This is a genomic window from Meiothermus granaticius NBRC 107808, from assembly GCF_003574355.1.
Lineage (GTDB): Bacteria > Deinococcota > Deinococci > Deinococcales > Thermaceae > Meiothermus > Meiothermus granaticius.
Genome location: NZ_QWLB01000047.1, coordinates 1 through 25,196, shown reverse-complemented (window position 1 = coordinate 25,196; position 25,196 = coordinate 1). Strand labels below are relative to the sequence as shown.

Annotated in this window: 20 protein-coding genes, 1 tRNA gene, 1 pseudogene and 1 CRISPR repeat array; of the genes and pseudogenes, 5 read left to right on the top strand and 17 right to left on the bottom strand. The window is 61.9% G+C overall.

Annotation, left to right across the window (positions count from 1 at the left end):
- On the top strand, positions 1–1,675 hold a 1,675-nt coding region (locus tag Mgrana_RS14035), incomplete at its 5' end, for a penicillin acylase family protein (protein ID WP_147371307.1).
- Here Mgrana_RS14035 and rph read toward each other — a convergent pair.
- The gene (rph, locus tag Mgrana_RS14030) at positions 1,672–2,388 is read right to left on the bottom strand and encodes a ribonuclease PH (RefSeq protein WP_170146493.1); all 717 of its coding nucleotides are present in this window, start codon (positions 2,386–2,388) and stop codon (positions 1,672–1,674) included. The two genes, Mgrana_RS14035 and rph, sit on opposite strands and share 4 nt — an antisense overlap.
- Positions 2,389–2,454: 66 nt before the next feature.
- Between rph and Mgrana_RS14025 the strand changes: the two genes are divergently transcribed.
- Positions 2,455–2,529, top strand: a tRNA-Thr gene (locus Mgrana_RS14025).
- A 14-nt stretch (positions 2,530–2,543) separates the two neighbouring features.
- Positions 2,544–5,464: a CRISPR direct-repeat array (repeat unit 37 nt; unit sequence GTTTCAATCCTCACTCGAGCTTTCGCCCGAGTGCAAC).
- 229 nt (positions 5,465–5,693) lie between these two features.
- On the opposite strand, the gene cas2 is transcribed toward Mgrana_RS14025, so the two are convergent.
- The 16 genes from cas2 to Mgrana_RS13945 all read right to left on the bottom strand — a co-directional run bounded on the left by cas2 (position 5,694) and on the right by Mgrana_RS13945 (position 23,721).
- Positions 5,694–5,993 (bottom strand): CRISPR-associated endonuclease Cas2, encoded by a 300-nt coding sequence (gene cas2, locus Mgrana_RS14020; RefSeq protein WP_119358227.1) that lies wholly within the window; start codon positions 5,991–5,993, stop codon positions 5,694–5,696.
- 3 nt (positions 5,994–5,996) lie between these two features.
- Complete coding sequence (cas1c, locus tag Mgrana_RS14015) at positions 5,997–7,016, bottom strand: type I-C CRISPR-associated endonuclease Cas1c (RefSeq protein ID WP_119358226.1); 1,020 nt, start codon at positions 7,014–7,016, stop codon at positions 5,997–5,999.
- Positions 7,013–7,666: a CRISPR-associated protein Cas4 gene (gene cas4 / locus Mgrana_RS14010; RefSeq protein ID WP_119358225.1), complete on the bottom strand. Its 654-nt coding sequence runs from the start codon at positions 7,664–7,666 to the stop codon at positions 7,013–7,015. The genes cas1c and cas4 overlap by 4 nt, the downstream gene beginning before the upstream one ends.
- Complete coding sequence (locus Mgrana_RS14005; protein WP_119358224.1) at positions 7,667–8,725, bottom strand: putative CRISPR-associated protein; 1,059 nt, start codon at positions 8,723–8,725, stop codon at positions 7,667–7,669.
- A complete protein-coding gene (csx2, locus tag Mgrana_RS14000) occupies positions 8,722–9,978 on the bottom strand; it encodes a TIGR02221 family CRISPR-associated protein (protein WP_119358223.1) in 1,257 nt (418 codons plus the stop codon). The genes Mgrana_RS14005 and csx2 overlap by 4 nt, the downstream gene beginning before the upstream one ends.
- A complete protein-coding gene (cmr6, locus tag Mgrana_RS13995; RefSeq protein ID WP_119358222.1) occupies positions 9,978–10,967 on the bottom strand; it encodes a type III-B CRISPR module RAMP protein Cmr6 in 990 nt (329 codons plus the stop codon). The genes csx2 and cmr6 overlap by 1 nt, the downstream gene beginning before the upstream one ends.
- Positions 10,957–11,367, bottom strand: a complete 411-nt coding sequence (gene cmr5, locus Mgrana_RS13990) for a type III-B CRISPR module-associated protein Cmr5 (RefSeq protein WP_240631385.1) — start codon at positions 11,365–11,367, stop codon at positions 10,957–10,959. Before cmr5 ends, cmr6 begins: the two co-directional genes overlap by 11 nt.
- Positions 11,364–12,248, bottom strand: a complete 885-nt coding sequence (gene cmr4, locus Mgrana_RS13985) for a type III-B CRISPR module RAMP protein Cmr4 (RefSeq protein ID WP_119358221.1) — start codon at positions 12,246–12,248, stop codon at positions 11,364–11,366. Before cmr4 ends, cmr5 begins: the two co-directional genes overlap by 4 nt.
- Positions 12,249–12,250: 2 nt before the next feature.
- Entirely contained in the window at positions 12,251–13,384 is a 1,134-nt protein-coding gene (gene cmr3, locus Mgrana_RS13980) for a type III-B CRISPR module-associated protein Cmr3 (protein ID WP_119358220.1), read from the bottom strand.
- Positions 13,365–14,840 carry a type III-B CRISPR-associated protein Cas10/Cmr2 gene (gene cas10 / locus Mgrana_RS13975; RefSeq protein WP_119358219.1) on the bottom strand — a complete coding sequence of 492 codons (1,476 nt, stop codon included), beginning with the start codon at positions 14,838–14,840 and terminating at the stop codon, positions 13,365–13,367. Before cas10 ends, cmr3 begins: the two co-directional genes overlap by 20 nt.
- A complete protein-coding gene (gene cmr1, locus Mgrana_RS13970; protein WP_119358218.1) occupies positions 14,837–16,060 on the bottom strand; it encodes a type III-B CRISPR module RAMP protein Cmr1 in 1,224 nt (407 codons plus the stop codon). The genes cas10 and cmr1 overlap by 4 nt, the downstream gene beginning before the upstream one ends.
- Positions 16,053–17,036 (bottom strand): type I-C CRISPR-associated protein Cas7/Csd2, encoded by a 984-nt coding sequence (gene cas7c, locus Mgrana_RS13965; RefSeq protein ID WP_119358217.1) that lies wholly within the window; start codon positions 17,034–17,036, stop codon positions 16,053–16,055. Before cas7c ends, cmr1 begins: the two co-directional genes overlap by 8 nt.
- Before the next feature lie 30 nt (positions 17,037–17,066).
- Complete coding sequence (gene cas8c / locus Mgrana_RS13960; RefSeq protein WP_119358216.1) at positions 17,067–18,908, bottom strand: type I-C CRISPR-associated protein Cas8c/Csd1; 1,842 nt, start codon at positions 18,906–18,908, stop codon at positions 17,067–17,069.
- Positions 18,908–19,654 (bottom strand): type I-C CRISPR-associated protein Cas5c, encoded by a 747-nt coding sequence (gene cas5c / locus Mgrana_RS13955; protein ID WP_119358215.1) that lies wholly within the window; start codon positions 19,652–19,654, stop codon positions 18,908–18,910. Before cas5c ends, cas8c begins: the two co-directional genes overlap by 1 nt.
- Positions 19,655–19,715: 61 nt before the next feature.
- Positions 19,716–22,220, bottom strand: coding sequence for a CRISPR-associated endonuclease Cas3'' (locus Mgrana_RS13950; RefSeq protein ID WP_240631384.1), 2,505 nt, complete (start codon positions 22,218–22,220; stop codon positions 19,716–19,718).
- Positions 22,221–22,701: 481 nt separating this feature from the next.
- Complete coding sequence (locus Mgrana_RS13945) at positions 22,702–23,721, bottom strand: Gfo/Idh/MocA family protein (RefSeq protein WP_119358230.1); 1,020 nt, start codon at positions 23,719–23,721, stop codon at positions 22,702–22,704.
- A 113-nt stretch (positions 23,722–23,834) separates the two neighbouring features.
- On the opposite strand from Mgrana_RS13945, the gene Mgrana_RS13940 reads away from it, so the two are divergent.
- The 3 genes and pseudogenes from Mgrana_RS13940 to Mgrana_RS16970 form a co-directional block, all read left to right on the top strand.
- Entirely contained in the window at positions 23,835–24,524 is a 690-nt protein-coding gene (locus Mgrana_RS13940; protein ID WP_119358213.1) for a MotA/TolQ/ExbB proton channel family protein, read from the top strand.
- The gene (locus Mgrana_RS13935) at positions 24,521–24,931 is read left to right on the top strand and encodes an ExbD/TolR family protein (RefSeq protein ID WP_206075096.1); all 411 of its coding nucleotides are present in this window, start codon (positions 24,521–24,523) and stop codon (positions 24,929–24,931) included. Before Mgrana_RS13940 ends, Mgrana_RS13935 begins: the two co-directional genes overlap by 4 nt.
- Positions 24,906–25,196 (top strand): annotated as a pseudogene (locus Mgrana_RS16970) (hypothetical protein); the annotation flags it as partial. The gene Mgrana_RS13935 and the pseudogene Mgrana_RS16970, both read left to right, overlap by 26 nt.

Here is a 25,196-nt window from a genome sequence, read left to right as displayed (position 1 = left end):
CCCCCAGACCCCGCCTGCCTCCACCTCCTCCAGCCCAGACGGGAGATCGGCTCGAGCCCTGCTCGAGCTGGCCAGCCGCCTGCCTCCCCTGTTCCGCCTGCCGGGCGAGATGAAACCCCGGGCGTCCAACAACTGGGTGATCTCCGGCTCCAAAACCATTACCGGTAAGCCCTTGCTGGCCAATGACCCCCACCTGGGGCTCAGCGCGCCTTCGATCTGGTACCTGGTGGACATGCAAGCACCCGGCTACAAAGCCATCGGTGCTTCGTTTCCGGGGCTTCCGGCGGTGGTCATCGGGCGGAACGAGCGCATCGGGTGGGGCGTGACCACGGTCGGGGCCGATGTGCAGGATTTGTATGTGATGGACGACGTGGGCAACGGTTACCGCTACCAGGGGCGCATCGAGCCCTGGAGGGTTCGCACCGAGGTGATCAAGGTTAAAGGGGAGCCCGACGTAACCCTCAAGGTGCGGGAGAGCCGCTATGGGCCGGTGATCAACGATGTGGTGAAGAACCCCGGCGCCGCCCCGCTCTCGCTGCGCTGGACCGCCCTTGATCCCACCGACGGCACCATGCAGGCGTTTTTGGGGATTGCTCGAGCCCAGAACTGGGATCAGTTCAAAACCGCCCTGGCCAGCTACAACGCCCCCAGCCAGAATTTCGTATATGCCGATGTAGATGGCAACATTGGCTACATGGCCCCCGGCCGCTTTCCCATCCGCAAGCCGGGGGACGATGGCATGAACCCCATGCCCGGCAATGGAGACTGGGACTGGCAGGGATACCTGCCCCAGAAGGATTGGCCGCAGGTCTACAACCCCAAGGAGGGCTTCATCGTCACCGCCAACAACAAAGTCCCCCCTCCCAACTACCCCTATCTGATCAGCCTCGAGTGGGAGGAGCCCTACCGGGCTGAGCGCATCCGGCAGATGATCCTGGCCAAGGACCGGCTCTCCCTGGCCGATATGGAGAGCATGCAGGCCGATTTCACCACCCTGCTGTTCCGCGATTTCAAGCCGGTTTTACAGGCCCTAAACCCGGTTTCATCCCAGGCCCAGACCTGGAAGGCGCGGCTGCTGGCCTGGGATGGGGTGGCTCGAGCCGATAGCCAGGAGCCTTCGGTTTTCGAGGCCTGGTACACCGAGCTCTCGAGGCTTCCGGCCAAGGAAGTTGGCCAGGAATTTTGGGAGGAGCCGCGCTACCTGCTGGCCGCCATGAAGAACGGGGATCCCAACTGCGCGGTTACCGACACCACCCAGACCTGCCTCGAGTACGCTGCACTGGCCCTAGAAAAAGCCCTCGACCGCCTGGGGCCCAATATCCCCCGTTGGGGCGACCTGCACCCAGCCACCTTCTTGCACCAGGTGCTCACCCATACCCCCCTGGCCCGACTCTCAGACCGGTATGTGCCCTACGGCGGGGATCGCTATACGGTGAATCGGGCCGCCTACGACCCCGCCACCTTCCGCATGAACGTGGGCTCCTCGTACCGTGAAATCCTGGACTTCTCCAACCTCGAGAACTCCCTCTTCATCCACCCGATGGGCCAGTCGGGCAACCTGCTTTCCAGCCAGTATGCCAACCTGCTGCCGCTCTGGGCGCGGGTGGAATACCTGCCGATGCGGATGAAAGACTTCCCCGTACAACAGCGGCAGGTGCTCGAGCCGCTGCGCTAGGACACCCCAGCCCGAAGCTGGCTGTGGGTCAGGCGTACCAGCTTGGGGACGGTTTCCAGGCCCAGCTCGAGCATGCGCAGGTAGACCCCCTTGGGGATAGAGTGCCCCTCCCCTGCCCCGTGAACCTCGATGATGTTTCCCTCGCTGGTCGCAACCACGGTCAGATCTGCCCAGGCCGCTTCGTCCTCAGCTTGCGAGAGGTCTAAAAGCAGCTCATCCTTGCCGGTCCAGCCCACGCTCACCGCGGCAAATTCACTCAGCGGCCACTCGTCGATCTTGCCCAGGTTGACCAGCCGATCCATCGCCAGGTGTAAAGCGGCATATCCCCCCAGCAGCGAGGCGACTCGAGTCCCCCCATCGGCTTGGATGACATCGGCATCAATCACGATGGTTTTGTTAGGCAGCAGGCTAAGGTCTAAGGCCGCCCGGAAGGCCCGCCCCAGAAAACGCTGGATCTCGGCGGTACGTCCGGACAGCTTTTGCCGCTCGCGCTCCTTGCGCTCCTTGGTTGAGCGCGGCAGCAGGTTATACTCGGCCATCAGCCACCCTTCCCGGCCTGAAACATGGCGCGGTACGCCATCCATAAGAGAAACATTGACCAACACCCGGGTGTTGCCCAGCTCCACCAAGGCCGAGCCCTCGGCATAGTTCACATAACCGGTTCGTATTGCGAGAGGGCGTAAATCATTGGGCGCCCGACCATCCTTACGCATTACGGGCATCCTACCACGCTTGCTGTAGTCAGAAAGAGCCGCTAGAATAACCATCTGCGGCAGTATGCCGAAGTAGCTCAGCGGTAGAGCACTCGATTCGTAATCGAGCGGTCGTCGGTTCAAATCCGACCTTCGGCTCCAAATTAATTAAGTCAGTTTCAATCCTCACTCGAGCTTTCGCCCGAGTGCAACGATCAATGGCCCAACCCGGCAAAGCCCTACCGCAGGTTTCAATCCTCACTCGAGCTTTCGCCCGAGTGCAACGGTATGCCCTCGAGGTCATTGCCCGCCGCGGCCTGGTTTCAATCCTCACTCGAGCTTTCGCCCGAGTGCAACCTGGGGAAAAGATAATTGGTAGGCACGCTGTAGAGTTTCAATCCTCACTCGAGCTTTCGCCCGAGTGCAACCGGTGGCCGCTCTTTGGACGGCAATGGGGACCGCTCGTTTCAATCCTCACTCGAGCTTTCGCCCGAGTGCAACCCGGCGGGACAACCTGTGGAACAAGTTCGCCCTGCAAGTTTCAATCCTCACTCGAGCTTTCGCCCGAGTGCAACTCGAGTCCGGGGCGTTGATGGTCGTCCTGGAAGTTTCAATCCTCACTCGAGCTTTCGCCCGAGTGCAACCTGGACGATAACACCAACATAGAAATAATCCTGGTGTTTCAATCCTCACTCGAGCTTTCGCCCGAGTGCAACCTTGCCAGTTGCTCTTGATCCCATTCAAAATGGCAATGTTTCAATCCTCACTCGAGCTTTCGCCCGAGTGCAACCTCAGGCATTTGCCTCGGGAACCAAGCTCGAGCGTTTCAATCCTCACTCGAGCTTTCGCCCGAGTGCAACTCACGTCAGCCATATCTACGCGGCCTCGGGGTTTACCGTTTCAATCCTCACTCGAGCTTTCGCCCGAGTGCAACCTTTCGCCCGAGCGCAACCTGGGGCCCGGGCTAAAGTTTCAATCCTCACTCGAGCTTTCGCCCGAGTGCAACCGAGAGTACACAAAGAGCCGGGGGGAGCTGGGAGGTTTCAATCCTCACTCGAGCTTTCGCCCGAGTGCAACCCACGGGGAGCGACCCAAAAAGTTCTACATGTGGTTTCAATCCTCACTCGAGCTTTCGCCCGAGTGCAACACATCGAGAATACCACGCACAAGAAAGCTTTCGTAGTTTCAATCCTCACTCGAGCTTTCGCCCGAGTGCAACTGATGTAGTACGTCATATTTCCTCCTTCCCCCGGATGTTTCAATCCTCACTCGAGCTTTCGCCCGAGTGCAACGGGGAACTCGTGTCGCCGCCGAGAGCGTACCGCAGTTTCAATCCTCACTCGAGCTTTCGCCCGAGTGCAACTGAAACTACTTTCGATCCCTCTAAATCACACTTTTGTTTCAATCCTCACTCGAGCTTTCGCCCGAGTGCAACCTAGCCTTACCCCACAGGCAACATGGGAAAATCCCGTTTCAATCCTCACTCGAGCTTTCGCCCGAGTGCAACGAGGGGAGACGACCAATGAATTAGCCCAACGGGTTTCAATCCTCACTCGAGCTTTCGCCCGAGTGCAACTCGAGGGCCTGCCCCAGCCTCGAAAACGCGCTGATGTTTCAATCCTCACTCGAGCTTTCGCCCGAGTGCAACGTTTGGACATGCGAATGCGGTGCTGTGCATGATCGAGTTTCAATCCTCACTCGAGCTTTCGCCCGAGTGCAACGCAAAAGGCTCGAGCACCTGGCGCTCAAAGTTATCCGTTTCAATCCTCACTCGAGCTTTCGCCCGAGTGCAACGCTAAGGAGGCCAGGTGAAAGGAGGCCATCGGGTTTCAATCCTCACTCGAGCTTTCGCCCGAGTGCAACCGACCGCAGCCTGGGCGCGCCGGCGGGGGAGGTGGTGGTTTCAATCCTCACTCGAGCTTTCGCCCGAGTGCAACAGGGGCTCCTGGGGCTTCAGCGGCTATCCCTGTGGTTTCAATCCTCACTCGAGCTTTCGCCCGAGTGCAACTGTCACACCGATTTATGCCGTTCTGAACGACGTAGTTTCAATCCTCACTCGAGCTTTCGCCCGAGTGCAACAAAAAGCCGGATTCAATACCAAAGTAGCATAAGCAGTTTCAATCCTCACTCGAGCTTTCGCCCGAGTGCAACATCACCAGCACGATGGACTTACACCAACTGATTGAGTTTCAATCCTCACTCGAGCTTTCGCCCGAGTGCAACGACTGCAAGCCGCACCTACTGGTTTCCATTCTTGGTGGTTTCAATCCTCACTCGAGCTTTCGCCCGAGTGCAACGCGTAATAGATGTGGGGATTTATGCCGCTGACGGGTTGTTTCAATCCTCACTCGAGCTTTCGCCCGAGTGCAACCGCTCAAGCCGCTTCCGCTTGGAGCGCAAGCGGAAAGTTTCAATCCTCACTCGAGCTTTCGCCCGAGTGCAACCGGTTGAACAAATAATGAAACCTGTAAATGGACCGGTTTCAATCCTCACTCGAGCTTTCGCCCGAGTGCAACGGGAAGCAATCACCCTAGGGGTCAGAAACAACCCCAGTTTCAATCCTCACTCGAGCTTTCGCCCGAGTGCAACGAGGGCTGGTTTGGGCCGGGTCGGCGCATAGTGATCGTTTCAATCCTCACTCGAGCTTTCGCCCGAGTGCAACTGGCCACCTCGTCCCCCGCCCAGTGCTTGATCACTGCGTTTCAATCCTCACTCGAGCTTTCGCCCGAGTGCAACGACGGGTCTGGGAGTGCGAGCGCTGCGGCCAGCGCGTTTCAATCCTCACTCGAGCTTTCGCCCGAGTGCAACGTAGGTTTTTGCCACTCCCTCCCAGGGCTCCAGTTTCAATCCTCACTCGAGCTTTCGCCCGAGTGCAACAGAATTCCAGAAGTAAGAACCCCAGAAACGGTCATCCCGTTTCAATCCTCACTCGAGCTTTCGCCCGAGTGCAACCTGAGCGGGAGGAGTACATCCTGGTCCACCGCCGGGTTTCAATCCTCACTCGAGCTTTCGCCCGAGTGCAACCTTTCCGGGAAGGAGCGGCGTTTTTCCAACCACGTCGTTTCAATCCTCACTCGAGCTTTCGCCCGAGTGCAACAGCCCCATTTTAGCGTGCGTGCTGGACAGGGCTCAAGGGGGGTTTTGCGCGAACCTCCCCAAAAGGGGTTCCGACGCAGGGTGGCGGAGGGTGGGGGGGGAAACGGGTTTTCAATGTCCCCTAGCCGATTTCTCGGCTTGCGCGAACCCCCCTGGGTTTTGGCACTTGCTTGGGGTTCGCGCAGCCAGGGGCTACAGGCCCTCGGCAAATAGAGCAAGTGCCCGGTGGTTCAAACCACCAAGGGGTCGTCAAAATCGGTGTACCTGTCCTGGCCGTGGACTCGCAGGCAGCGGTCTCGGCCACCCAACAGGGTGTAGATTCGCAGGCTGTCTTTGTCCGGCTCGATGATTTTCAGAAGTTTGGCCTCCATTTCCTCGAGCTGCGCCCGCGTCACCCGACATTCAAACACCGACATCTGCACCCGCTGGCCGTAGTTTTTGCACACTTTGGCCACCCGCACAAGCCGGGTCTGGCCGTCTTCGGAGGTAACGTTGACGTCGTAGGTGACCAGAATATCCAGCCGATCCATGCCTTACCTCCCCACAAAAGGCGCATATTCGGGCAGGTCGCCCCGCAAATAGCGGGCCAGCAGGCGGGCCTGCACATGCGGCAGCAGGCCCACCGGCACAGGTTCCTTGAACAAGGGGTGCTGTACCGTCTCCTGGCGACGGCTCTGAAAGGCCACAATTACCGCTTTGCGGCCCTCCTCATCCAGCAGCACCGCGCCACCAGGGCGCTCCTTGAAGTGCTTGGGGGTGAGTTGCTTGCGGTTCAAAAGCGAAAGGGCCAGCCGGTCGGCCCACCAGGCCCGGAACTCTTCCATCAAGTCCAGGGCCAGGGCGTTGCGGCCTGGGCGCAGGGCGTGCAAAAAGCCCATCTGCGGGTCGAGGCCCACCCCCTCCAAAGCAGCCGTGCACTGCGTTACCAGCAGGGCGTAGATGTAGCCCAGAAGGGCGTTGACCGGGTCGCGCGGGGGCCGCTTGTTGCGCCCGTCGAAGCGAAACTCGCCCGAGAGCAACAGGTCGCCAAAGGCGGCAAAGTAGGCGCTGGCCGCCTGGCCCTCGAGGCCCCGCACCTCGTCCACCGAGCGGGCCTGGGGCAGCATCCGCAATGCGGCCTCGTGCTCGGCGATGGCCAGGGCCAGGGCCTCGGTCTCGCCCCGCTCGCGCACCGCCCGCTGAAGCACCAGACGGCTGTTTTTGAGCTTGGCCTCCACAAAGCGCCCGGCCAGGTACAGGGTGCTGGAGGGGTTGTCGAGGGCTTTGTGCTGGGCCCGCCGCAAAAGCACATTCCCCGAAACCGGCCCCGACAGGCGGCCCTGGAAGCGCCCCGACTCGCTAAACCAGGCCACCTCGAGGCCCTCTTCGGCGCAGCGGTGCAGCAAAAAAGGCGAGATGAGCACGTTGCCAAACACCGCTACGCCACCCAGGTGGTGCAGGGGCACGTTGCGCAGGGTAACGTCCTCGTGCTGGATGCGTAAGGTGTCGCCCTCGAGGCGCAGGTACACCCCTTGGGTCTGCACATAGAGCGTGTTCAGGAGTTCGCCGGTCATGGTTGCTGGGCTTGCCACTCGGCCAGGGCCTGGGGCACGTACGGCATACAAACCGCCATCAGCGAGCAGTGGCGGCAGCGCTCATCGGCGGCGGGTGGGGGCAGGCGCTCTTCCTGCAGGAGCTTTCTAAGACCGCTCAGGGCGGCCAGGGTGGCGGCCCTGAGCTCGGGGGTGAAGTGCACTACCCGTCGGCGTCGGCTGGCTTTGCTGAACAAAGCACCTTCCGGCACGCTCTGGCCGAACATCTCCTCCAGGCACAAAGCCTGGGCGCAGAGCTGAATCTCGGCGGCCTGTCGGGCCAGCTCCTTGGGCCAGCGCTGGCCCACCTTGTACTCCACCGGATACGGAGCCCCCTCCACCAACTCCACCACATCGGCCCGGCCCGATAGCCCCAGCCGCTCCGACCACAGCGGCAAAGCCCGCTCCACCCAGACCCCCTCGCGCAGCAGGCCCTCGGGCAGGTCGGCCTGCTCGTGGGCGCGGGCGCCGCGCAGGGTGAACTCGTTGTCCTGCCACTCGCCCTCGAGCAGAATCAAAGCCGCCCGCCGGGGGCAGTAGGTGTACTGGGCCAGGGCGCTGATGGGCAGTGGTTCCTGGGTTTCGGGCGGGGCCAGGGCGGCCTCGGGCAACAGGTCGTCCAGGTCGTCCATTTAGCCCTCCCAGGGGGTAAAGTCTTCGGGTTTGTGATCGCGCCAGCTAAAGCCCTCCCGGCACATGCGCTCGTACTCGGGGCCGTGCCGGGTGAGGGCGAACACATAGAGCCTCCCATCGCGCTCGGCGTAGAAAAGCCGCTCGTCCACGTGCCCCTTGGGGTAGCCCAAAGCGTCGCCCCCACCACTTTTGAGTTCGCTGTTGGCCGCACGGTTGGGCAGGCGCAGGCGCTGGAGTAGCTTTTGGTAGCGCTCCTGTGCGGCGGGCTCGAGGCTGTCCCAGGTGGCCTGTGCTTTGGGAGAAAAGTACACCGGAACGCTCTGGGCCTGTTCAAACTCGGTCTGGAAGGCCTCGAGGTAGGCATCGCCCAGTGGCGATAGCCCCATGTACGGCTTGCCGTCTAGCTCAAAGGTCTCGAGCAACACCTGGGCTTCTTCGGGCAAGGGCGCCATCCTGGGCTCAACCTCGGCCTTGGGGCGCACGCCCCCTTCGCCCTCGCTCAGCCAGTCGAAAAAGTCTCTGTACCAGACAAACAGGCTGTTGTCCCAGCTAATAGGCGTAGGGGGAAGGGTAACAATCTCTTTAAACTGGTCGTGGATGTAGCAGACCGGCACCTTAAACACCAGGCCCAGCACGGTGGCGTAGGAAATCTCGGCCTTGAAACCACCCGTGGCGTTGATGATCACGTCTTTCTGGGCCTTGGCAGCCTTGCGGATCTCACCGGCCAGGGTACGCACAAAGTTCTTAAGGCCGTAGTCCACAAACCCCTGGGCCTCGTAGGCTAGGCCGGGAATGCGCACCCGGCTGCAGGGCACACCCTGTTGTTGCCAGTACTGTTCCAGAAGCTCGGCGGCCCGTGCGCCTTCCTCGGTATCGCTGTGCAGCAACACGATTTCGTCGCCCTTGTGCAAAACGCGCGTGAGCGAGTTGGTCTCGGCGCTAGCCTTTACGGGGTCTTGCTTTATATAGGCCAGAATATCACTGTCCTGCAGAAGATTATCGCGGCGGGCATTGAAAAGCAGGCTGGTACCTACGGTGGTGAGAATAACGTTGCTCACGAAACCTCCGGAAGCTCGAGGCCCATTTTCTTAACTTCTTCCCTAAGGTCAATCAGGCACTTACTTACCGCCGATTTAACCTCATTAGGCGCTTTGGGCTTGGAACGGAAGCCAAAATGCAAAAGGTCGTTGCGAACGTCTTTGAGCTCTTGCCAGACACCGAAAAGACCCTTCCATTCATCGGTAAACTCAAACCTTTCTCCAAAGACGCTTCGCACTTGCTGTTCAAGCTTCTCCCTGTCTCGCATCAAGTTTGGACCGATTCGTCCTATTGCCCCATCCCAGCGCGATCTGACTTCATCTTTCATATCTAGGATGTCTGGCTCCTTGATTTCGCCGTATTCAACACACTTATACTGCACGAATGTAATGAACCATTCCCTCGCTAATCCAATTGCCTTTTCGTAGTAACCATGATTAGAATACCAATTAATCTGCCCGAAAAGCTGCTGGAGCAGCTCTTCTAGTCGCATGTCTTGCCGAATTGACAAATCCGACAATACTTCCTTGATTTTGGGCAGGAGTAGCTTAATTGGCCCAAACTCCTTGTCCCATTCTTGAACTTCTTGGTCAATACAGGATGCCTTCGATGCATGATCGCCTGCAAGAAATGTTCGGTTGGCGGCCACTGCATATGAAAGGTTCTTGAGCTCTTCGACTCCCTGCTTCAGGGAATGCGGTATGTTGTTTCTGACCGTAAGTTGGTGGAATTTGCTTGTATCCCCAATTTCTAAGAACCGCTCTGCAGCGCTTGCCCAGTCCAGCATCGTAAGAAAGGGCGAAAGATCGAACACTGGGGTTTTATCCTCAGTCTTGGCCTCGTTAGCCCCATACAGTACGTGCTTGATGGTCACCCCTTTGGCAGAGCGAAAAAAGCTGGCCGCCAGCAGGGTGAGGATAGGCAGGGAGCGGAAACCATGGGTGATGTCCAGTATCAGCTCGTCGCCTTGATCGAGTTTTGAGACTACCTTCTGGTAGATTTGCCAGAACTCGGCCTCATTCTTGCCGTCTGGGATGTCCTCTACAATCCAGTGTGGGTGGCGCTCCAGGTCGTCTTTTCGCTCTTTCTTGGCCTCTTTCGTAGCCAGAATCAACATTTGTGCCTGCGGGAACCAGGCATTCCACACCTCTTGAATCAAGGCGGTTTCGACTACGGGACGCTCTTCCCAAAAGTAACGAACCTTTTCGTAATAGTACTTTTTTTCCTCTTTATCAAACCGACCCAGACCGAGTATGGAGACTATTTTCTGCATCACTCCTCCAGTAGGGTTTGAATTTTCTGGCAGCGGCTCTTTGTTATATCCCAGCGCTTCATGGCTTCCAGGTGAGCCTTTATGGCCTCGAGACTTGACCTCCTCACGGCAGGTTCTAAACCCTCAAGCTTGGGGAGATAGTCGTCAATTTTGGAAAGTGAGGGGGCATCTTTGGCCTGATCCAGAACTTCTCGAGTTTGCTTTTCGGCTTCAGCTACATGCTCCTTTAGCGACTTTGGTCTCTCAGGGACTATAATCTTGAAGTCACTAAAATACCCATACCCCGCATTGGTCTTACTCCCCAGGCCAAGGTTTTCCAGGCCCCACCCCAGCATCTCGGCAGCCTTGTAGGGCCAGTCCTCAGCGCCCTCGGCGGGGCAGGAGATGGGAATACAGAACTTCACCCCCGGCTTCACCGACAAAAACGCCACCGGATTGGGGTCGTCGAAGTCGGTGGGCCAGACTTCACCCTTGCTGCCGTAGTAGTTCTGATGGTGCACGGTAATCACGTCCGGCTGGAAGGGTACGCTGCTAGCGGGGTCTAACCAGCCGTCCCAGTAAACCAGGTAGGCCGCGTTGCCCTGGATTTCTCGCTTGGGGTCGGGGACTTCGCCCAGCAGCACCGCTTTTTCCCGCTCGGTAAGCCCATAGCGACCAGCCACCCGGCGCAGCAGTCCCTTCAGGGCGCTGCCCGGCAGGTAGGGGGTGCCGTAGGTGTGGTGCAGGGCCAGGCCGTTTTCGATTGGGCTAGCATTGCCTAGCCCGATGGCCAGCGGGGTGCGGGTGGTGGCCTCGAGCCAGATTGCGCCCTTCAGGGTTGCCTTCCAGCGCTCGAAGGCTGTGCGGTACACAGAAGAAACCTGACAGTTAGCAATGTGGGTCAGGAGTTCTCGTGCCGAAGCGTTTTCATCGTCATGCTGCTTCAAGTAGCGCTGAAGGGCCAGCCCGGCGTGGGGGGGCGGGGGAAGGTTAAGTCTACTAGCCCTCATCGCGCCCTCCGGTATGCACGCCCAGCACGCTGGCGGCAAAGCGCTTGAAGTAGACCCAGGTCGAAAGCACCCGGCGGGTCTGGTGCATGTAGCCGATGGCATCTGTCTGCTGAACGGCCTCGAGGGGGTTTTTCACACCCAAAATCTCGCCCACATGCTTTAGAAGCAACTGATGAGCCTTGCTCCGGGCTTTTTCTTCCTTACTCGGCCTTTCTTTGGCTTTGGCCTTGTCTGCGCTAAAAGCCAGCGCCTGACACAGTCCGCTCTGCCGCACCAGGATAGGAAAGTTGTGGCACAGGCCACCATAGATGTTCTTGACCTCTTCGTTTTCACCCTCGAGGCTGCTAACCAGCTCGAGGGCTTTTTTCATATCTGCCTGAGCGCGGGTCTCGAATTTCACACCCCACCCCCCAGCCGCCGCAACAGCCCCCGCCCCACGCTGGCCTGGCCGCCTATCTGGAGGTAGGGCCGGTTGAGTTCTTCAAAGCCATCCTTGCCAATAGCGAAGCTCGAGAAGACCGTCTCGGCGGGGATGGCTTCCTCGTACCAGAGGCCACCGCGCACCACTGTTTTTGAGTCCGAATCCAGTTTGACCCGTGCGATAATCTCCATGCCCATCTCGCTGAAGTAGGCAAATACGTCGTTCGACACCAGGGCAAAGCGCTCGACAAAGTAGCCCGACTCCTCGCCGAACACCAGTTGGCCAAGCTCCTGCACCAGGGCATCGGCAGTTCCAACTTTGGCCTCGAGGTCTATGTCCTCGAGGATCACCTTGTCACCATGCACAATTTGGGTGTTCTGCGGCAGCAGGGCTTCCGTCTGCCCCAGATTTGGAATAGTAGCTTCGAACTTTGAACAATCCAAAGCCTTCTGATCACACTCCAGTGCCTTCTGGTCGCGCTGGAGCCGCTCGAGCACCAGCGGGCAGGTCAGGAAGGCAAAGGTGCCCGCATATGAGCGCACCGGCAGAAACAGCACCCGCGCGTCGGTCAGGGTCAGCTCGGCAGCCTGGCTGATGTCTTCCTCCTCTTCGGAGTCGCTTTTCTTCTTCTTTCCGGCATATCCAAAAACCCGCCTTGCAACCGTAGCGTCCTCGCTCTCGTCGTTCTTCTCGAGGCCGCGCCCATCCCGCAGCACCCCCTTCAGGCTGCTGGCCGGAATCACCGGGAAGCCGGTAGCAGCCTCGCGGGCTACCGGAAGGTCAATCACGCTGCTGCTGTCCTGCCCGGTGCCGGGGTGTACCGGCGTAAGGGCCTGCCAGAAAATCATCTTTGCGTTCATGTTTACCACACTCCCCATAGGGCCAGTCCAAAGCCGTCCTTGCGGTCTTGTTCGTTGTCGCTAATGGGCCGTAGCCAGCTTTCCAGCAGGTCGGCTGGGTTACCGTCCTCCACCTCGAAGAAGTACACGCTGCCCGCGGGCGCCATCCAGCGCACCCGCTTGGGCTGGTTTTGCCGCAGATTCCACCCACTCACCGGCTCACGCCGCCCCACCGCCGCCGAAACCAGCTTGAGCCGTACCCTGGCCAGCCCGCGCGGCAGGTGCAGTTCGCCCGTGTCAGACTTTTCAATCCAACCGGGCTTCCAGCCATGCTCAAACAGGGCCGGGGTGGCCAGCACCAGGCGCACCCTTGCCCCCTTGCCCAGCTCGGCAAAGCGCTTTTTGATAGACTCCGGGCAGTCGAACCAGTAATCCGAAAGGCCCGGCTTTACCTCCACCGCTACCGGACGGCGCTCACCCCCCAGGTGGCCGGTGGGGGCCGGGGTCTGTCCGTTGGGCAGCGAGAGCCGCACCCGCAGGCTGGCGGTCTGGTAGTCGTCGGGGCCGCTGCCCATCTCCAGCGGGCGGTAGGCCACGCTAAAAAGCTGGCCTTCCTGGGCCTTGCCCTTTTCCCGATCCATCCCCACGTGCACACGGGTCTCGGTGGGCAGACCGGAGATGTTTTCGGGCACTAAGGTTTCATCCAATAGCCAGCGCTCCATGTCGCGGGCCGTCCAGAAGTTATAACCCGATTCGGGCTTCACGTCCTGAGTGACCTGCAGGGGCAAAAGGCCCTTCGGCAGGTCACAGCCCGCTCCATCCGGGGGGCTGAAGGGCAGCAGCTTCATCACGTGAGGGCTGCCGTCAGCACCCCGGTAAACCATCGCATCGCGGGGGGCGGGGAGCAATACCTGGTTGCCTCGAGCCAGCAGCGGCCCGCACACCTGAAGGCCATGCAGATTTTGCAGTTGCTCCTGGCTAAACCCCTTGCCCTCGGCCAGCCCTACCTGGGTACGCACAAAACCCGCCACGGTACTGGGCAAGGGCAGGTTCAGGCTCCGGGCGGCGGTCTCGGTGCCGTCGGCGGCGCTGAAGGGCCGGCCATCGCGGAACAGCAGGGGGCTCAGGGCGTGGATTTCAAGCACTCGTTCCGGCATGCGCTTCCTCCCGAATGCCGCTCAGAAAGCGGGCGATGATGAGTTGATCCACGAAGCGAAGCAAAGCGCCTCGATAAGTTGGTGTGTCGCTGGTAGGCGCGGGGATTTTCAGGTCGCGGGACTCTTTGCGGGCCAGAACCCGCAGGGCTTCCTTGTGCAGGTAATCGGCCCGCATATCGTCCTGCCACTCCCGCACCAGATCCCGCAGTTCGTGGGCAAAGCCACGGGTGATCTGGCGTGCCTTGTATGCCTTAAGCAACTCATCCCAGCTCAGGGCGTCCCAGTGTTGCACCACCTGGATGGGTGCGCCCCCTCGAGTGTGCAGGGCTACCGACAGCGCATTGCGCCCGCCATTCTTGGCAGCTTTTTCTGCGTCGCGGGCATTTTGCAGGGAAATGGATAGCGGCTCGCGGTAGTGAACAATGGCAACCCCTGCGGAAAGGGTGCCCTTGACCCGGCGGCGAAACTCCTCCGAGAGCGCCTGGGCGCAGGCTACCGCCTGATTCACCGGCAGGAAGGCCAGCACATCGTCCCCGCCCGAATAGACCATAAAGCCCTTGTATTTGCGAACAATGTTGCAGGCTTCCCTGGCAAAGTCATCCAGGGTTTTCGAGAGGCTGCGGTGGGCCTCGGGGTCGTCCTGGCGGCTGATCAGGTCGCCCATGCGGTCACCGTCGGCTACCAGGATGGCAAAGTAGGGCTGGGGCTCCTGGATATGGTCGTCATCCTCGCCCCAGCGCTCATCCGGCATGGCTTCGGGGTTGATGGCCCGCCGGGCCATGGTGCGGGTGTCCACCACCACATCAGATTTCAACGCCCCGTAGCAGCGCTTTAGAAGCGAAACCGCGTCCAGAAACTCTGTGGGTTTGATGCGGAGTGGGCGATGGGAACCGCTCCTCAGCCGCACTGTAGCGCCGCCCCACTTCCGGGGGTCAATAACAGCTGCCCGCGAAGGGTCCAGGGTCGACTTGGGCACGCCATCGTCGTGTTGCTGGGTGGGCGCAAAGTCCCGCAAAGCCTTGCGGCCTGCCAGCAGTCGCTCCACAGCCTGGCGGCTTTCGGGGTATTTCTGCAAAGGCACCCAGGCAGCGTAGAACTCGAGGAAACTCCCAAGCTGTTCTTTGACCCTCACTTGGTCAATCGAGTCTCGATGCGTGCCCGAGAGCTTGCTGATGGTATCGTTCCAGATTTGCTCGAGCCTCTCCTGAACCGCCTTTTTCGCCTCCTCGGCAAGCTGCTTGGGGTCTGCGCTCACCTTGGCCAGGATCTTGTTGGCCCCGTCGGCGTTCGGGTCGGCTGGGAAGATGAGCTCTGCTCCCTTTGAATGGAGAAACTGCGCGGCGTGCTTGCTCAGCTCCTGCAATATCTGCGAACCTGCGTACAGGTCGGCGGTGCGGCGGGCGGCGGCGATAAAGTCCTGCACGGGGCCGATGGAGATGGCGAGAAGGTAGGTCATAGGCACACCTCCTGGGTGAAGCCCTGAAGCTGGGCGGCCTTATGAACAGCCTCGAGGGGCTCATCGGCCTCGAGCGCATCCAGCACAGGGTCGTTGTCAGGAACCTGCAAAGCGAGTTCTTCTCCATTGACCCTGATTCGTGTGGGGGCGGGGGCATTAAGGATGATGACGGCTGGCCGAATGCTGCCATCCGTAAAAGCAATGGGCTTCAAAATAACCGGCGAGGCCATACGCCTGCCACCGGAGTGAACCGCCTCGAGGGTCCCGCTAAAGCTTCTGCCAAAGTCCTGGTACTCAATGGGCAGGCCGTAAAAGGGCTTGGCCAGAGCAATGCGCTCTTGCTTGGGTCGCAAGGCTAACAGGGTCTTGTGGTCGCGCCATTTACCCCCGGCCATTGGGGTGTAGGCCATGGTTTCCCCTGTCTCGGGGTCTTCCAGGTAGTGCCCTTTCCGGAAGCGCGCCCAAAAGCGCCCCAGCTCCTGCCAGGCTGAGTGCCCTTTGTACTGGTCTGCATGGTTTGGCTTTTGCGGTTTACCCAAACAAATCACCGCACCCGCCAGCAACGTGTGCTCTTGGTTTGTGCTTCTGGATGTAGTAAACAAAGTTTTGAGCTGGTCGGGGGTGGCGGGCAGCCAGTCTTTGAGGTCTTGGGTTACCTCGAGCGCCCCCACCCCGCGCCGGGTTCTGGCCCCAATGCCGCCGAAGGCGATCCAGGCCCGAACGGCGCGGCGCAGGTGCTCTGCCTCGGTTTCGAAAACGGCATGGGTAAGCTCGAGGGTAAACTCCACCGACAATAATCCATCGGCTTCTGGCAAACCCTTTTTTTTGTTTTCGTTGAATGGATGGAGAAAGAAGCGCTCCATCGGACCGGTTTTTGCGGTACCTTTACCTTCTACGAGCCCGGAGGGTTTGACCGTTTTGCTTGAGACGGGCTCCAGAACCCGCAGGGCCACTTTTCCGTAATTCTCGGCACTACCCCAAATCTCCTCCTCCGCCCTGAACAACTCTTCCGCACTGGCATACTGCGCCCCCGCCGTAGCCCGCCACCAGAAGCGCAGGTGCCCCCGCACGCTGGCGGCGCGTACCGGGTTGTTGGGGTCTACCTCGCGCGGGGTGGCGCTGCCGCCGAACATGGGGGTAATGGTTCTCAGTTTGAGCGTCCAGGTGGTTAGCTCCGGCGCTTTTAGCTGGGGGGGTGAAGTGGTGATTTTCCTAGGCATCGGCCCCTCCCATCCAGCGGTCGAAGCGGGCCTCGTCCCAGGCGTCCAGCTCCAGCATCCGCACGCCTTTGGGCAGCCGGGCGGAGTCGGCCTTCACCTCGTAGTCGGCAAAGCGGCGGGGGGGCTTGCTTTGGTCCAGCAGACGCACCGAGACCACCTGGCCCAGGTCGAGCAGGCGGTGCGCGGGGGCGCAGCCCAGCATGGCCTGGCGTTTGTTTTGCTCGGCGTTGTGGGGGTCGGTGCCCACGTGCTGGAACAGATACAGGCGGCGGGTGGCCATGTGGCCCTTGGAGGCGCTGCGGTCGTGTTCGAACATGTTCATCAGGGCTTCCACCAACAGCTTCAGGTCGGCCTGGCTAAAGCCGGTGCCCTGGGCCAGGTGGGCGCTGACGAAGCCCTTGGCCTGGTACAGGCCATACGAGACCTGGCTTTTGCGGCCCATGGTGCGGAGCTTGTCCTCGGGCTGCTCTTGCTCCCATTTTTCGTAATCGGCCAGGGTTTTGGCGTTTTTCACGTCCTCGGCCACCGCACCACGGGTGATGTTGAACTCGGCGGGAAAGATGGGGTCGAGGCTGCGGGCAAAGGTGATCTGCACCGGCCCCCGCACCTGTCCGGCGTTGGCTCCGGTGCTCATCACTGCTCCAAAGGTACGCACGTCGAAGAACTGCTCGCACATCCACCGGCGGGCGGCCTCCACTTTGTCTTTGGTTTTGGTTCCGGTAAAGCCGCCGGTTTTTTCGTGGGCCTCGAAGATGGGGCGGTTCAGGTTGGTGCCGTGCTGCACAAAAATGTTCGCCCCGGCGGCCTGGGCATAGTTGCGAATGCGGCGCTTGAGGGCCACGTCGCTCACCAGGCCGTGCCCGTCCTCGGGGTCTACACGCGGGGCGTTGCCGGAGTCGGGGTCGCCGTTGGGGTTGCCGTCCTGCACGTCGAAGAAGAGCAGAAACTCGTAGCGGTTCTGGATGGGTTGGGACATATACCTCTCCTTTCAAGCTCACGCGTGGTTTTATGCGGATGGGGTTTCGCTTTCCTGCTTGCCCTTGCGGCTTTCGGCAAGTTGCTGGTAGTAGCCCAGGGCAAAAAGGCTCTGCTCCTCCAAGCTCAGGGTGCGCGGGAGGCTGGGCCCCAGGGTGCTCCAGACCTGGGCAAGCTGGCTGTTGAACCAGTAGGCCAGGCCGGGGGCGTCCTTGGCCATTTTGCTCAGGTGGTGCTGCGAGAGCCGGGTCAGGCGGCCCAGCACCAGCGCCGGCGTGCTGCTGGCCGCGCCGTAGTAGCGCTGCACCACGCCGGCGTTGATATCGGCTTCGCTGGAAGCCTCCTGGATCTGGGCCAGCAGGCACATCAGGCGGCCACAGTGGTAGGCCGGGCTGGGGTGGTTGGGGTCTAAAGCCATGTTCATCTTCCCTCCTTTGCGAATGTGGTAGGCCTTCAAAAGCCCCATGCGAGCGTAGATGCGCCCCAGGGCGGCGGTGTCGGACTTCTGGGCGTTCAGGGCCTCGGTAAAGGCCCCGGTCATGACCTCGGCGGTGTGGGATTCCATGATGCGGGCAAGGGCCGCGTAGGGGATGGGTAGGCTGGGGTTCAGGGCGGCCCGCCAGAGGGGGAGTTGCAGGGTTTTGATGGGCTTGATGTAGTCGTCGAGCTTTTGCTCGGGGGCCTTGGGGCGCTGGAGGTTCAAGAGGAGCCGGTTCAGGCCCGGAAGGTTGGCGGGCTTGTCGCCGCCCTTACGCACGATGGAAAGGTGGTCGAACCAGGCCTCTACGGCCAGAATGAAGCCCTCGAGCGAACCCGTCTGCCAGTCGCGCACCATCACCCGGCCCGAGGCCGGGCTCATGGCGGTGGCGAAAAAGCGGGCCTGGCGCAGGCTGGGCGGGGCCTCGCCGGTCTTGAGGGCCCTGAGGGCCTTACGGGCGCGCTCGAGGGCCTGGGCTTCCTCGGCCTCGGGCGCGCTGGGGGCGAAGAGGTCGCGGAAGAAGTCGTCCTCCTGGGGCACTTCCTGGTCGTACCAGACCACCACCTTCATATCGCCCAGGGTTTCGGCCTGCTCCAACAGCGTGTCCAGCCCGGCCCGGTAGGCGGTGGCGGCCAGTTCTTCCACGGCGGCGTTCTCGCCCTGCGCGAGGCCATACGACTCGAAGGCTTCCTTGTCGTAGGTGACCAGGGCGTGCCCGAAGGCGCTCCCGCCCAGTTTGGTCACCTTGGGGTGGGTGGGGGCCGGTGGGGCCAGTTCCCCACTGGCAAAGGAGCGCATACCGCCGCCGCTGGGGGCGGGGAAGGCCAGGGCGCGAAAGCGCCGCCACCAGTCGTGCCAGTCGGGAGCGTCCAGCACGCACTGCCCCTGCACAAAGAACGAAATTTTGTCGGTGGGCTTGAGCTTATCGGCCCCTTTTTGCTGGGCCTGGGCCTCGAGCTTCTGCAGGGCCCGTGCCATCTGCTCGGGGTCGGCCAGGGCCTGGGCGATGGGCTTTAGCAGGGGCACCTTATGAGAAGCAAGCTCAATCAGCAGGCGGAAGGTTTTTTGCTTCTCCAGGTTTTTGGCGTGATCTTCGGGCTTCTTGGGGTTGCCCTCGCGGTCCCGCTCGGCCAGCCCAAACACCACCGCACAGGTGTCGGCCAGAAAGTGGGCGGCCTGCGCTGCCGGATGCCCCTGGGCGTTCAGGTAGCCCGGCAGGGTCATCATGTCGGGCTGGGAGAGGTCGGGGGCGGGTTTGCTCTGGTTCAGGGGGATCAGCTCGGTGAACTGCCCCGTCGGGCTCACCCCGATCAGCCAGCGAATCTCCTTGGTGGTAAAGCCGGGTTCGGCGCCCAGGCCCTTCTGGCGGGCGTACTGCACGAGCTGTGCGAGCATCAGGCCCCTCCTTTGCGCACTTTTTCGCTCCCGTAAGGGGGCACCTCGAGGACGCCATCCCTCACTTCAGCCTCGAACACGCTCACGCTGGGCTTCTCGCCTTTATCGGTGCGGAGTGGGCCGCGTGGCTTGGAGAGGTCGAAGACGTCGTAGAGCATCCAGCCAATCTTTTCGCTGTAGGGCACGGGCTGGGCCTCCTCGCCGGGCTCTACCAGGTGAAAGTAGCCGGTAAACTCGCGGCAGCCCAGATAGGGCTGATAGATGCACTGCCCGGCTCTGGCCCGGCGTTCAAAGCTGTGTTCGATTTTCTGGCGCAGGGCGTGGTCTTCGCGGTAGAGCACGGCGTGGGCGGTCAGGCGGTAGCGCACGTCCCGCAGGGCCATGGTCTGGCGCTGGGTGCGGCCTTTGGTGTCCTGGCCGGTGTCGTCCTTGGTGGCGTCGGCAAAGATGGGCTCAAAGCTGCTGGGGTCCTTCATCCAGCGCTGGATGCTGCGCTCGCTGGCTTTCTCCTTCACCTCGTTGCGCATCAGGGCGATGTAGCGCACCGGCTTCAGCACCTCGACGCGCTCTATCTGCCAGTACATCAGGGGTTTCTGTCCCTCCGGGCTAAAGTCCAAGTAAATGGCATCGAAGATGCCCCTGGCGGCGCTGGGCGTGATGACCGGGTAGCTGAAGCGTTCGACCTTGAACTCGGGCCGCGTGAAGCAGGCCAGCTCTCCCCAGACTTCCAAGCTAAAACTTCGCATGGCTCCTCCTCTTCGCCTTTTTTGGGGCGCAGGATACCAGAGGATGCGCCCCGGTACGGGGTTAAATAACCAGGCCCGCCCCGCTGTCCTCTTCGGGCGTAAAGCCCAGCCGGGCGTCGTAGAGGGCGGGGTCTGGACAGATGTACCAGTCGGGCGCCTCGCCCCGCCCGTAGCGCAGGAAGACCGTCTCCAGAAACGACGGGGGCCCGCCCTTGGGCAAAAAGAAAGGCACCGTGTAGGGCCGGGCGCGGTGGATCCAGTCAGCGGCGATGCCCCGGTTGCGGGCCTCCTGCATGAGGGTCAGGGCTTCGTCGTTGTAAGGCACCACCACGTTCACGGCAGCCGTCTCGATGAGGCGGTAGCGGCGGGCCAGTTCGGCGTAGTTCTGAGTCTGGATCAGGTTCTCGATTTCGGGGTCGCTCACGTTTTGCAGGGCGTAGAGGCTCTGGTAGTAGCGGCGGAAGGTGGCCGGCTCGAGGGTCAGCGCCCCCTCGGCCTGCAAGGCGCGGGTCAGCCGGGCGGCCTGCTGGTAGGCTTTGTCCGGATACCCCTCATCCTCGGGCACAAACACCACCAGCCGCCCTTCCCGGCGCAGCCCATGCCGGTTGATGCGCCCGGCGGTCTGGGCGATGGCCTCGAGGGGGGCCAGGGCGCGGTAGCCTACCGGAAAGTCGAGCTCCACCCCGGCCTCCACCACCTGCGTGGAGACCAGGCGGCAGGGCTGGCCGTCCTGCAAACGCTGCTGGACTTCTTCCAGCACCCCCTTGCGGTGGGCCGGACAGAGCGCGGTGGAGAGGTGGTAGAGGCCCTCCAAACCCTTTTCCGCGGCCTGCCGGAAAAGGGCGTGGGCCTGGCGCTTGAGGTTCATCACCACCAGGGCTTGGGGCTCAGTTTCCAGCAGCGTAACCAGGCAGGGCGTCTGGGTGGGGTTCTTGAGCCACCACTCCACCTCCACCCGGCGGCTTTGCTGAAAGAGCACCTCAGGGGCGGGGGCCATCTCTACCGGCTGCCAGCCCTGGGGCTCACCGGCCTGCACCCGGGGGTGCAGGGTATCGAAGGCGGGCTGGGTGGCGGTGGCAAAAACCACCACCGCGCCGTACTTCTCGCTGGCCAGATGGGCCAGGGTCTTGAGGGTAGGCACGGCCAGGTGGGTGGGCAGGGTCTGGACTTCGTCGAAGAGCAGCACGCTCCCGGCCAGGTTGTGCAGCTTGCGGCAGGCCCCCGGCCGGTTGGCGTGCAGGCTTTCCAGCAGCTGCACATTGGTGGTGAGGACGATGGGCGCATCCCAGTTTTCCGCCAGCAGGCGGCGCTCGAGTTCGGCCAGATCCTGTTCGTCGGAAAGCTCCCTGTGCAAGGGGCGGTAGGCCAGGCTGTGGTCTTCCAGAATGTAGTGCGTCCCAAAGCCCGCAAAAAGCTCACGGTAGATTTTGGCGGTCTGGTCGAGGATGGACAGGTAGGGCAGCACCACCACGATGCGCCGGATGCGGGGGTCGCGCTTGGCCCGCCGCAGGGCGAAACGCAGCATGGCCAGGGTCTTGCCCAGGCCGGTGGGGGCGGTAAGCGTAAAAACCCGCTCGGGGCGGCGCGCGGCCTCGGCGGCGGCATCGGAGAGGGCTTGCCGTAGGGCGCGGATGCGCTCGGGCAGGCGCTCGTTCTGGCCAAGGGCCTCGAGGTGCGCCTCCAGGCGGGTTAGCGCCTGGCCGACCTGGAGCGAGGGGGCCGGGGGGCGAATGGCCCCGTGCAGGTGGGCCTCGGTGTCCAGAAAGTCGGCATCTACCAGGGCCGAGAAGAGCATCCGGGTATCGAGCATGTCGGCAGCCCTGCTCGGGGCGGTCATGGGGCTGGCTGGGGCCGGTGTGGGCAGGGTCAGGCCGTCGTCTTGCAGGCGCTTGGTGAGCAAGTCCTTGTTGGGCTCGCTGAGCTTTAGTTCGGGTGGCATCCCCTGCCCATCGGTGCGCAACCACATGGCCTTGAGCTGCTCTTTGGCCCCGCTTTGCAGCCCGATATGATGGCCCTGCACCGCCAGGGCCACGGCGGGCAGGCGGTAGTCGAAAAGGGCGACGTGGGCCCCCGCCGACCAGTGGTCGAGGCCCTTGGCCTTGCCCTCGAGCCGGAGCTGAAAGCGGTCGCCGTACTTGCCGAGGTCATGCAGATACCCGGCTAGACGGGCGCTTTGCTCCTCGGCAAAAGGGGCCGCCCGCTCGGCGGCCAGGCGGGCCACGTTCTCCAGATGCACCCGCAGCGGCTGCCAACGGTTGCGGTCGGGGTGGGAGTGGCCCCAGTACACCCGCGGGCTGGGGCTGGTTTGGGCAGCACTGAAGCACTCTACCACCGCCCGTGCTTCGTCTAGCCAGACCTGTCGCAGGCTTGGGGGCTCGAGCACCTCCACCCTGGGCCCCCAGCTTTGTATCCAGGAGAGCAGCTCGAGGGGGAATCCTGCGGTATTGGTGCCAACGGTAATTTGAGCGAGAGTGTAACCACCCTCGAGCTGCTCCAGTATCTGCAAGTTGGGGTAGCCCCCTTCGCGCAGGCGCTCGCGGGCCTCCGGCGCAAAGCGGAGCCGCACCCTTAGGTTCTGTCCAGAGCCTTCGTTTGAGGGGGGGATAGGGTCTGAGAGATCGGGCATAGGGGTGTAGGTGTTTTCACACTAGCAGACCCCCATCTAACGTTCATCGATTTTTTCTAGAATCAGTGAATTGCTTCAAATAATATGAATTTATCTTAATCAAATGTAAATCATAGAGAACCTTCGCAAAGGTCGGCCTGAATGGGGTTTAGAAGTGCCACGACAGGGCCTATACAGCGCCTTGCAGGTATACTCTACCAGGAGGCCCACCGGCCTCAACCCCCAACCCCAATCTTTGGAAGCCCCTAGGTCGGTCTGGGCTTTACAACCGCAAGGAGTGAGTGCGCATGGTAGCTATGGTTGGATACGGCGCAGGGCTGGTTTTGACCGTCATACTGCTCCGCCGCCTGATGCTCAGGGCACGGCGTCGGCAAAATAAAAAAGTTGTGGAGTTTGGCTCGAGCTGGAAGGAATTCCGAAGCTATAACCGCACCGTTCGGCCTTCGCGGGCGGACTGAAACAGGGCGTCCAGCACCCGCATCTGCCGCACCGCCTCCTCTGCGGGGTAGCGCAGGGGTTCCTGGCCCCGGGCGGCCCGGACAAAGTGCTCCACCATGAGTTGGTACTGGTCCGCGGCTACCGAGGCCACCGGTTCCCCATTGAGCACCAGGCTGGGGGCGGTGCGGCCATGGCCCTGGTCCTGGCCTTTGGAGTTGCGATTAGGCACATAGGGCTCGAGCAGGGTCAGGGTGCCGGCGCTGCCCACCAGCTCCATCTGTTGGCGGAAGGCTTGGCGGAAGGAGCAGTCCAACGAGGCCCGCACTCCCCCAAAGTCCAGCCATCCCAAAAAACTGTGATCCACCCCGCCCCCCCCAGGATCGTTAGGCCCGGTCAGGTCAGCGATCCCCCACACCGCTTGGGGCTCCCTCCCGGCAAAGGTGCGGGAGACGTTCACGCAGTAGGTACCGATGTCGTAGAGGGCCCCACCCCCAAGCCCTGCCACCCAGCGGATATCCTCGGGGCGGCTCAGGGCGAAGCTAAAGCTCGAGCGGATCAGGCGTAGCTCGCCAATCTTCCCCCCATGCAAGAGCTCCAGGGCCTGAGCGATCTGGGGGTGAAAGCGGTACATGAAGGCCTCCATCACCTGCTTGCCCGCCCGCTTGGCCGCTCTATCTACAGCCTCGGCCTCCGCCGCATTGAGGGTGAAGGGCTTTTCGCACAGCACATGCTTGCCCGCCTCGAGCGCCCGAAGGCTCCAAGGGGCATGTTCGGAGTTGGGCAGGGGGTTGTACACCGCTTCGACCTCGGGGTCGGCCAGCATCTCCTCGTAGCTGCCGTAGGCCTTGGGGATGCCGTGCTCAGCCGCGTAGCGCTGGGCCCGGCCCAGATCTCGAGCCGCCACCGCTGCAACTTGCGCATTGGAGGACTTAGCGATGGCTGGAATCAGCGCCGAGGCCGCAATCCGGGCCGCACCTAAAATGCCGAAGTTCATTTTTGTCATAGCCAGAGCCATCTTACTATCGGCCTTGGCTGGGATTGGCCCCTTTAGCCCTTCTTAACCCTGTCGCAAAGCTCATTCTTGTCATCCATCTATAGCCCACAATTGGCCTTTGTATGTCGCTGTTGGAGATGCTGCGGGCCGCAGGCCCGGTACTCTGGATACTGATCGCGCTCTCGATTTACGTGATCTATCTGCTGATCTGGCGGTACGGGGTCATCGCTCGGTCCGGGGGGGATCCCAGTTCGATGCTGGCCCGGGTCCACGGCTCGCTGGTGCAGCAGGACTGGTTGGCGGCCCAACGTGCCGCCCAACAACCTTCGGCGGTGGCCAACGTGGTGCGGGCGGGGCTCGAGCGGGCCCTCACCGGCAAGGACTCCGCGGTGCTGGCCATGAACGAGGCGGCGGTGCTCGAGGAAGCCCGCCTAACCCAGGCCCTGCCCACCCTGGCCGCCATCGCCCAGATCTCCCCCATGCTGGGGCTGTTGGGCACGGTGTTTGGAATGATCCACGCCTTCCAGGTCTTCTCGCAAACCGGTTCCCCCGGCCCCAGTCAGCTCGCCGGGGGGATCAGCGAGGCCCTGATCAACACCGCGGCTGGGCTGATCGTCGCTATCCTGGCCTACTTCGGGCGCAACCTGCTCAAGACCAAAGCCGAGGCGGTGCTGTTGCAGGTAGACCGGGTGCGCGAAGCCCTGCCGGCCTGGATTATGGAGGCCGAGTTGCGGCGCAATGGGCAGCTCAGCGGGATGTTCATCCCGGCCTATGATCCCGACGCACTGCCCAGCCGAAGGAAGGCCCTGTGAGAAAGAGCCGCTTCCGCCTGGAGAGCGAAGCCGAGGCCGGGCGCTTTGATTTTGCCCCCATGGTGGATGTGGTGCTGGTGTTGGTGATCTTTTTCATGCTGAGTTCCAATCTGATCGGCTTGGAGCGCCGCTTGGGGGTTCAGCTGCCCCAAGCCCAGAGCGCCAGCCAGGCGGTGAGTCCGGTGGTCACGGTCACGCTCTCCAAGAGCGGGCAGATCAGCGTGGATGGGAGTCTGGTGGGGCTCAACGACCTCGAGGAGGCCCTGAAACCCAAGCTCGAGCAGAGCGGGGGCAAGGTGCTCCTTCGGGCCGATCGGGCCGCCCCCTACGGCAGCGTGGTGCGGGTGATGGATACGGTGAAGCAGGCAGGAGGCACCCAACTTGCTCTGGCCACGGTCAGCCAATGAGGAGCCGCGGGGCCCGCGTAAGCCCGTCCTGGGCCCAGAACAGCGCCGGGCCCTGCTGGCAAGTCTGCTACTGCACGGCCTGGTGTTGGCGGCAGCGGTCTGGGGCCTGCATCCGGCCCAGGTCTCCGGTAACGATGAGCTCCTGGTAGAGCTGCTCCCAGCCCCGCCTTCCGCTCCGGCCCAAGCCCTCCCGGCAAAATCCGCTCCCGCAGAGGCACGCCCCACGCCCGTATCAGAGCCGGCAAACCCCAGCCCGCCGAAAACC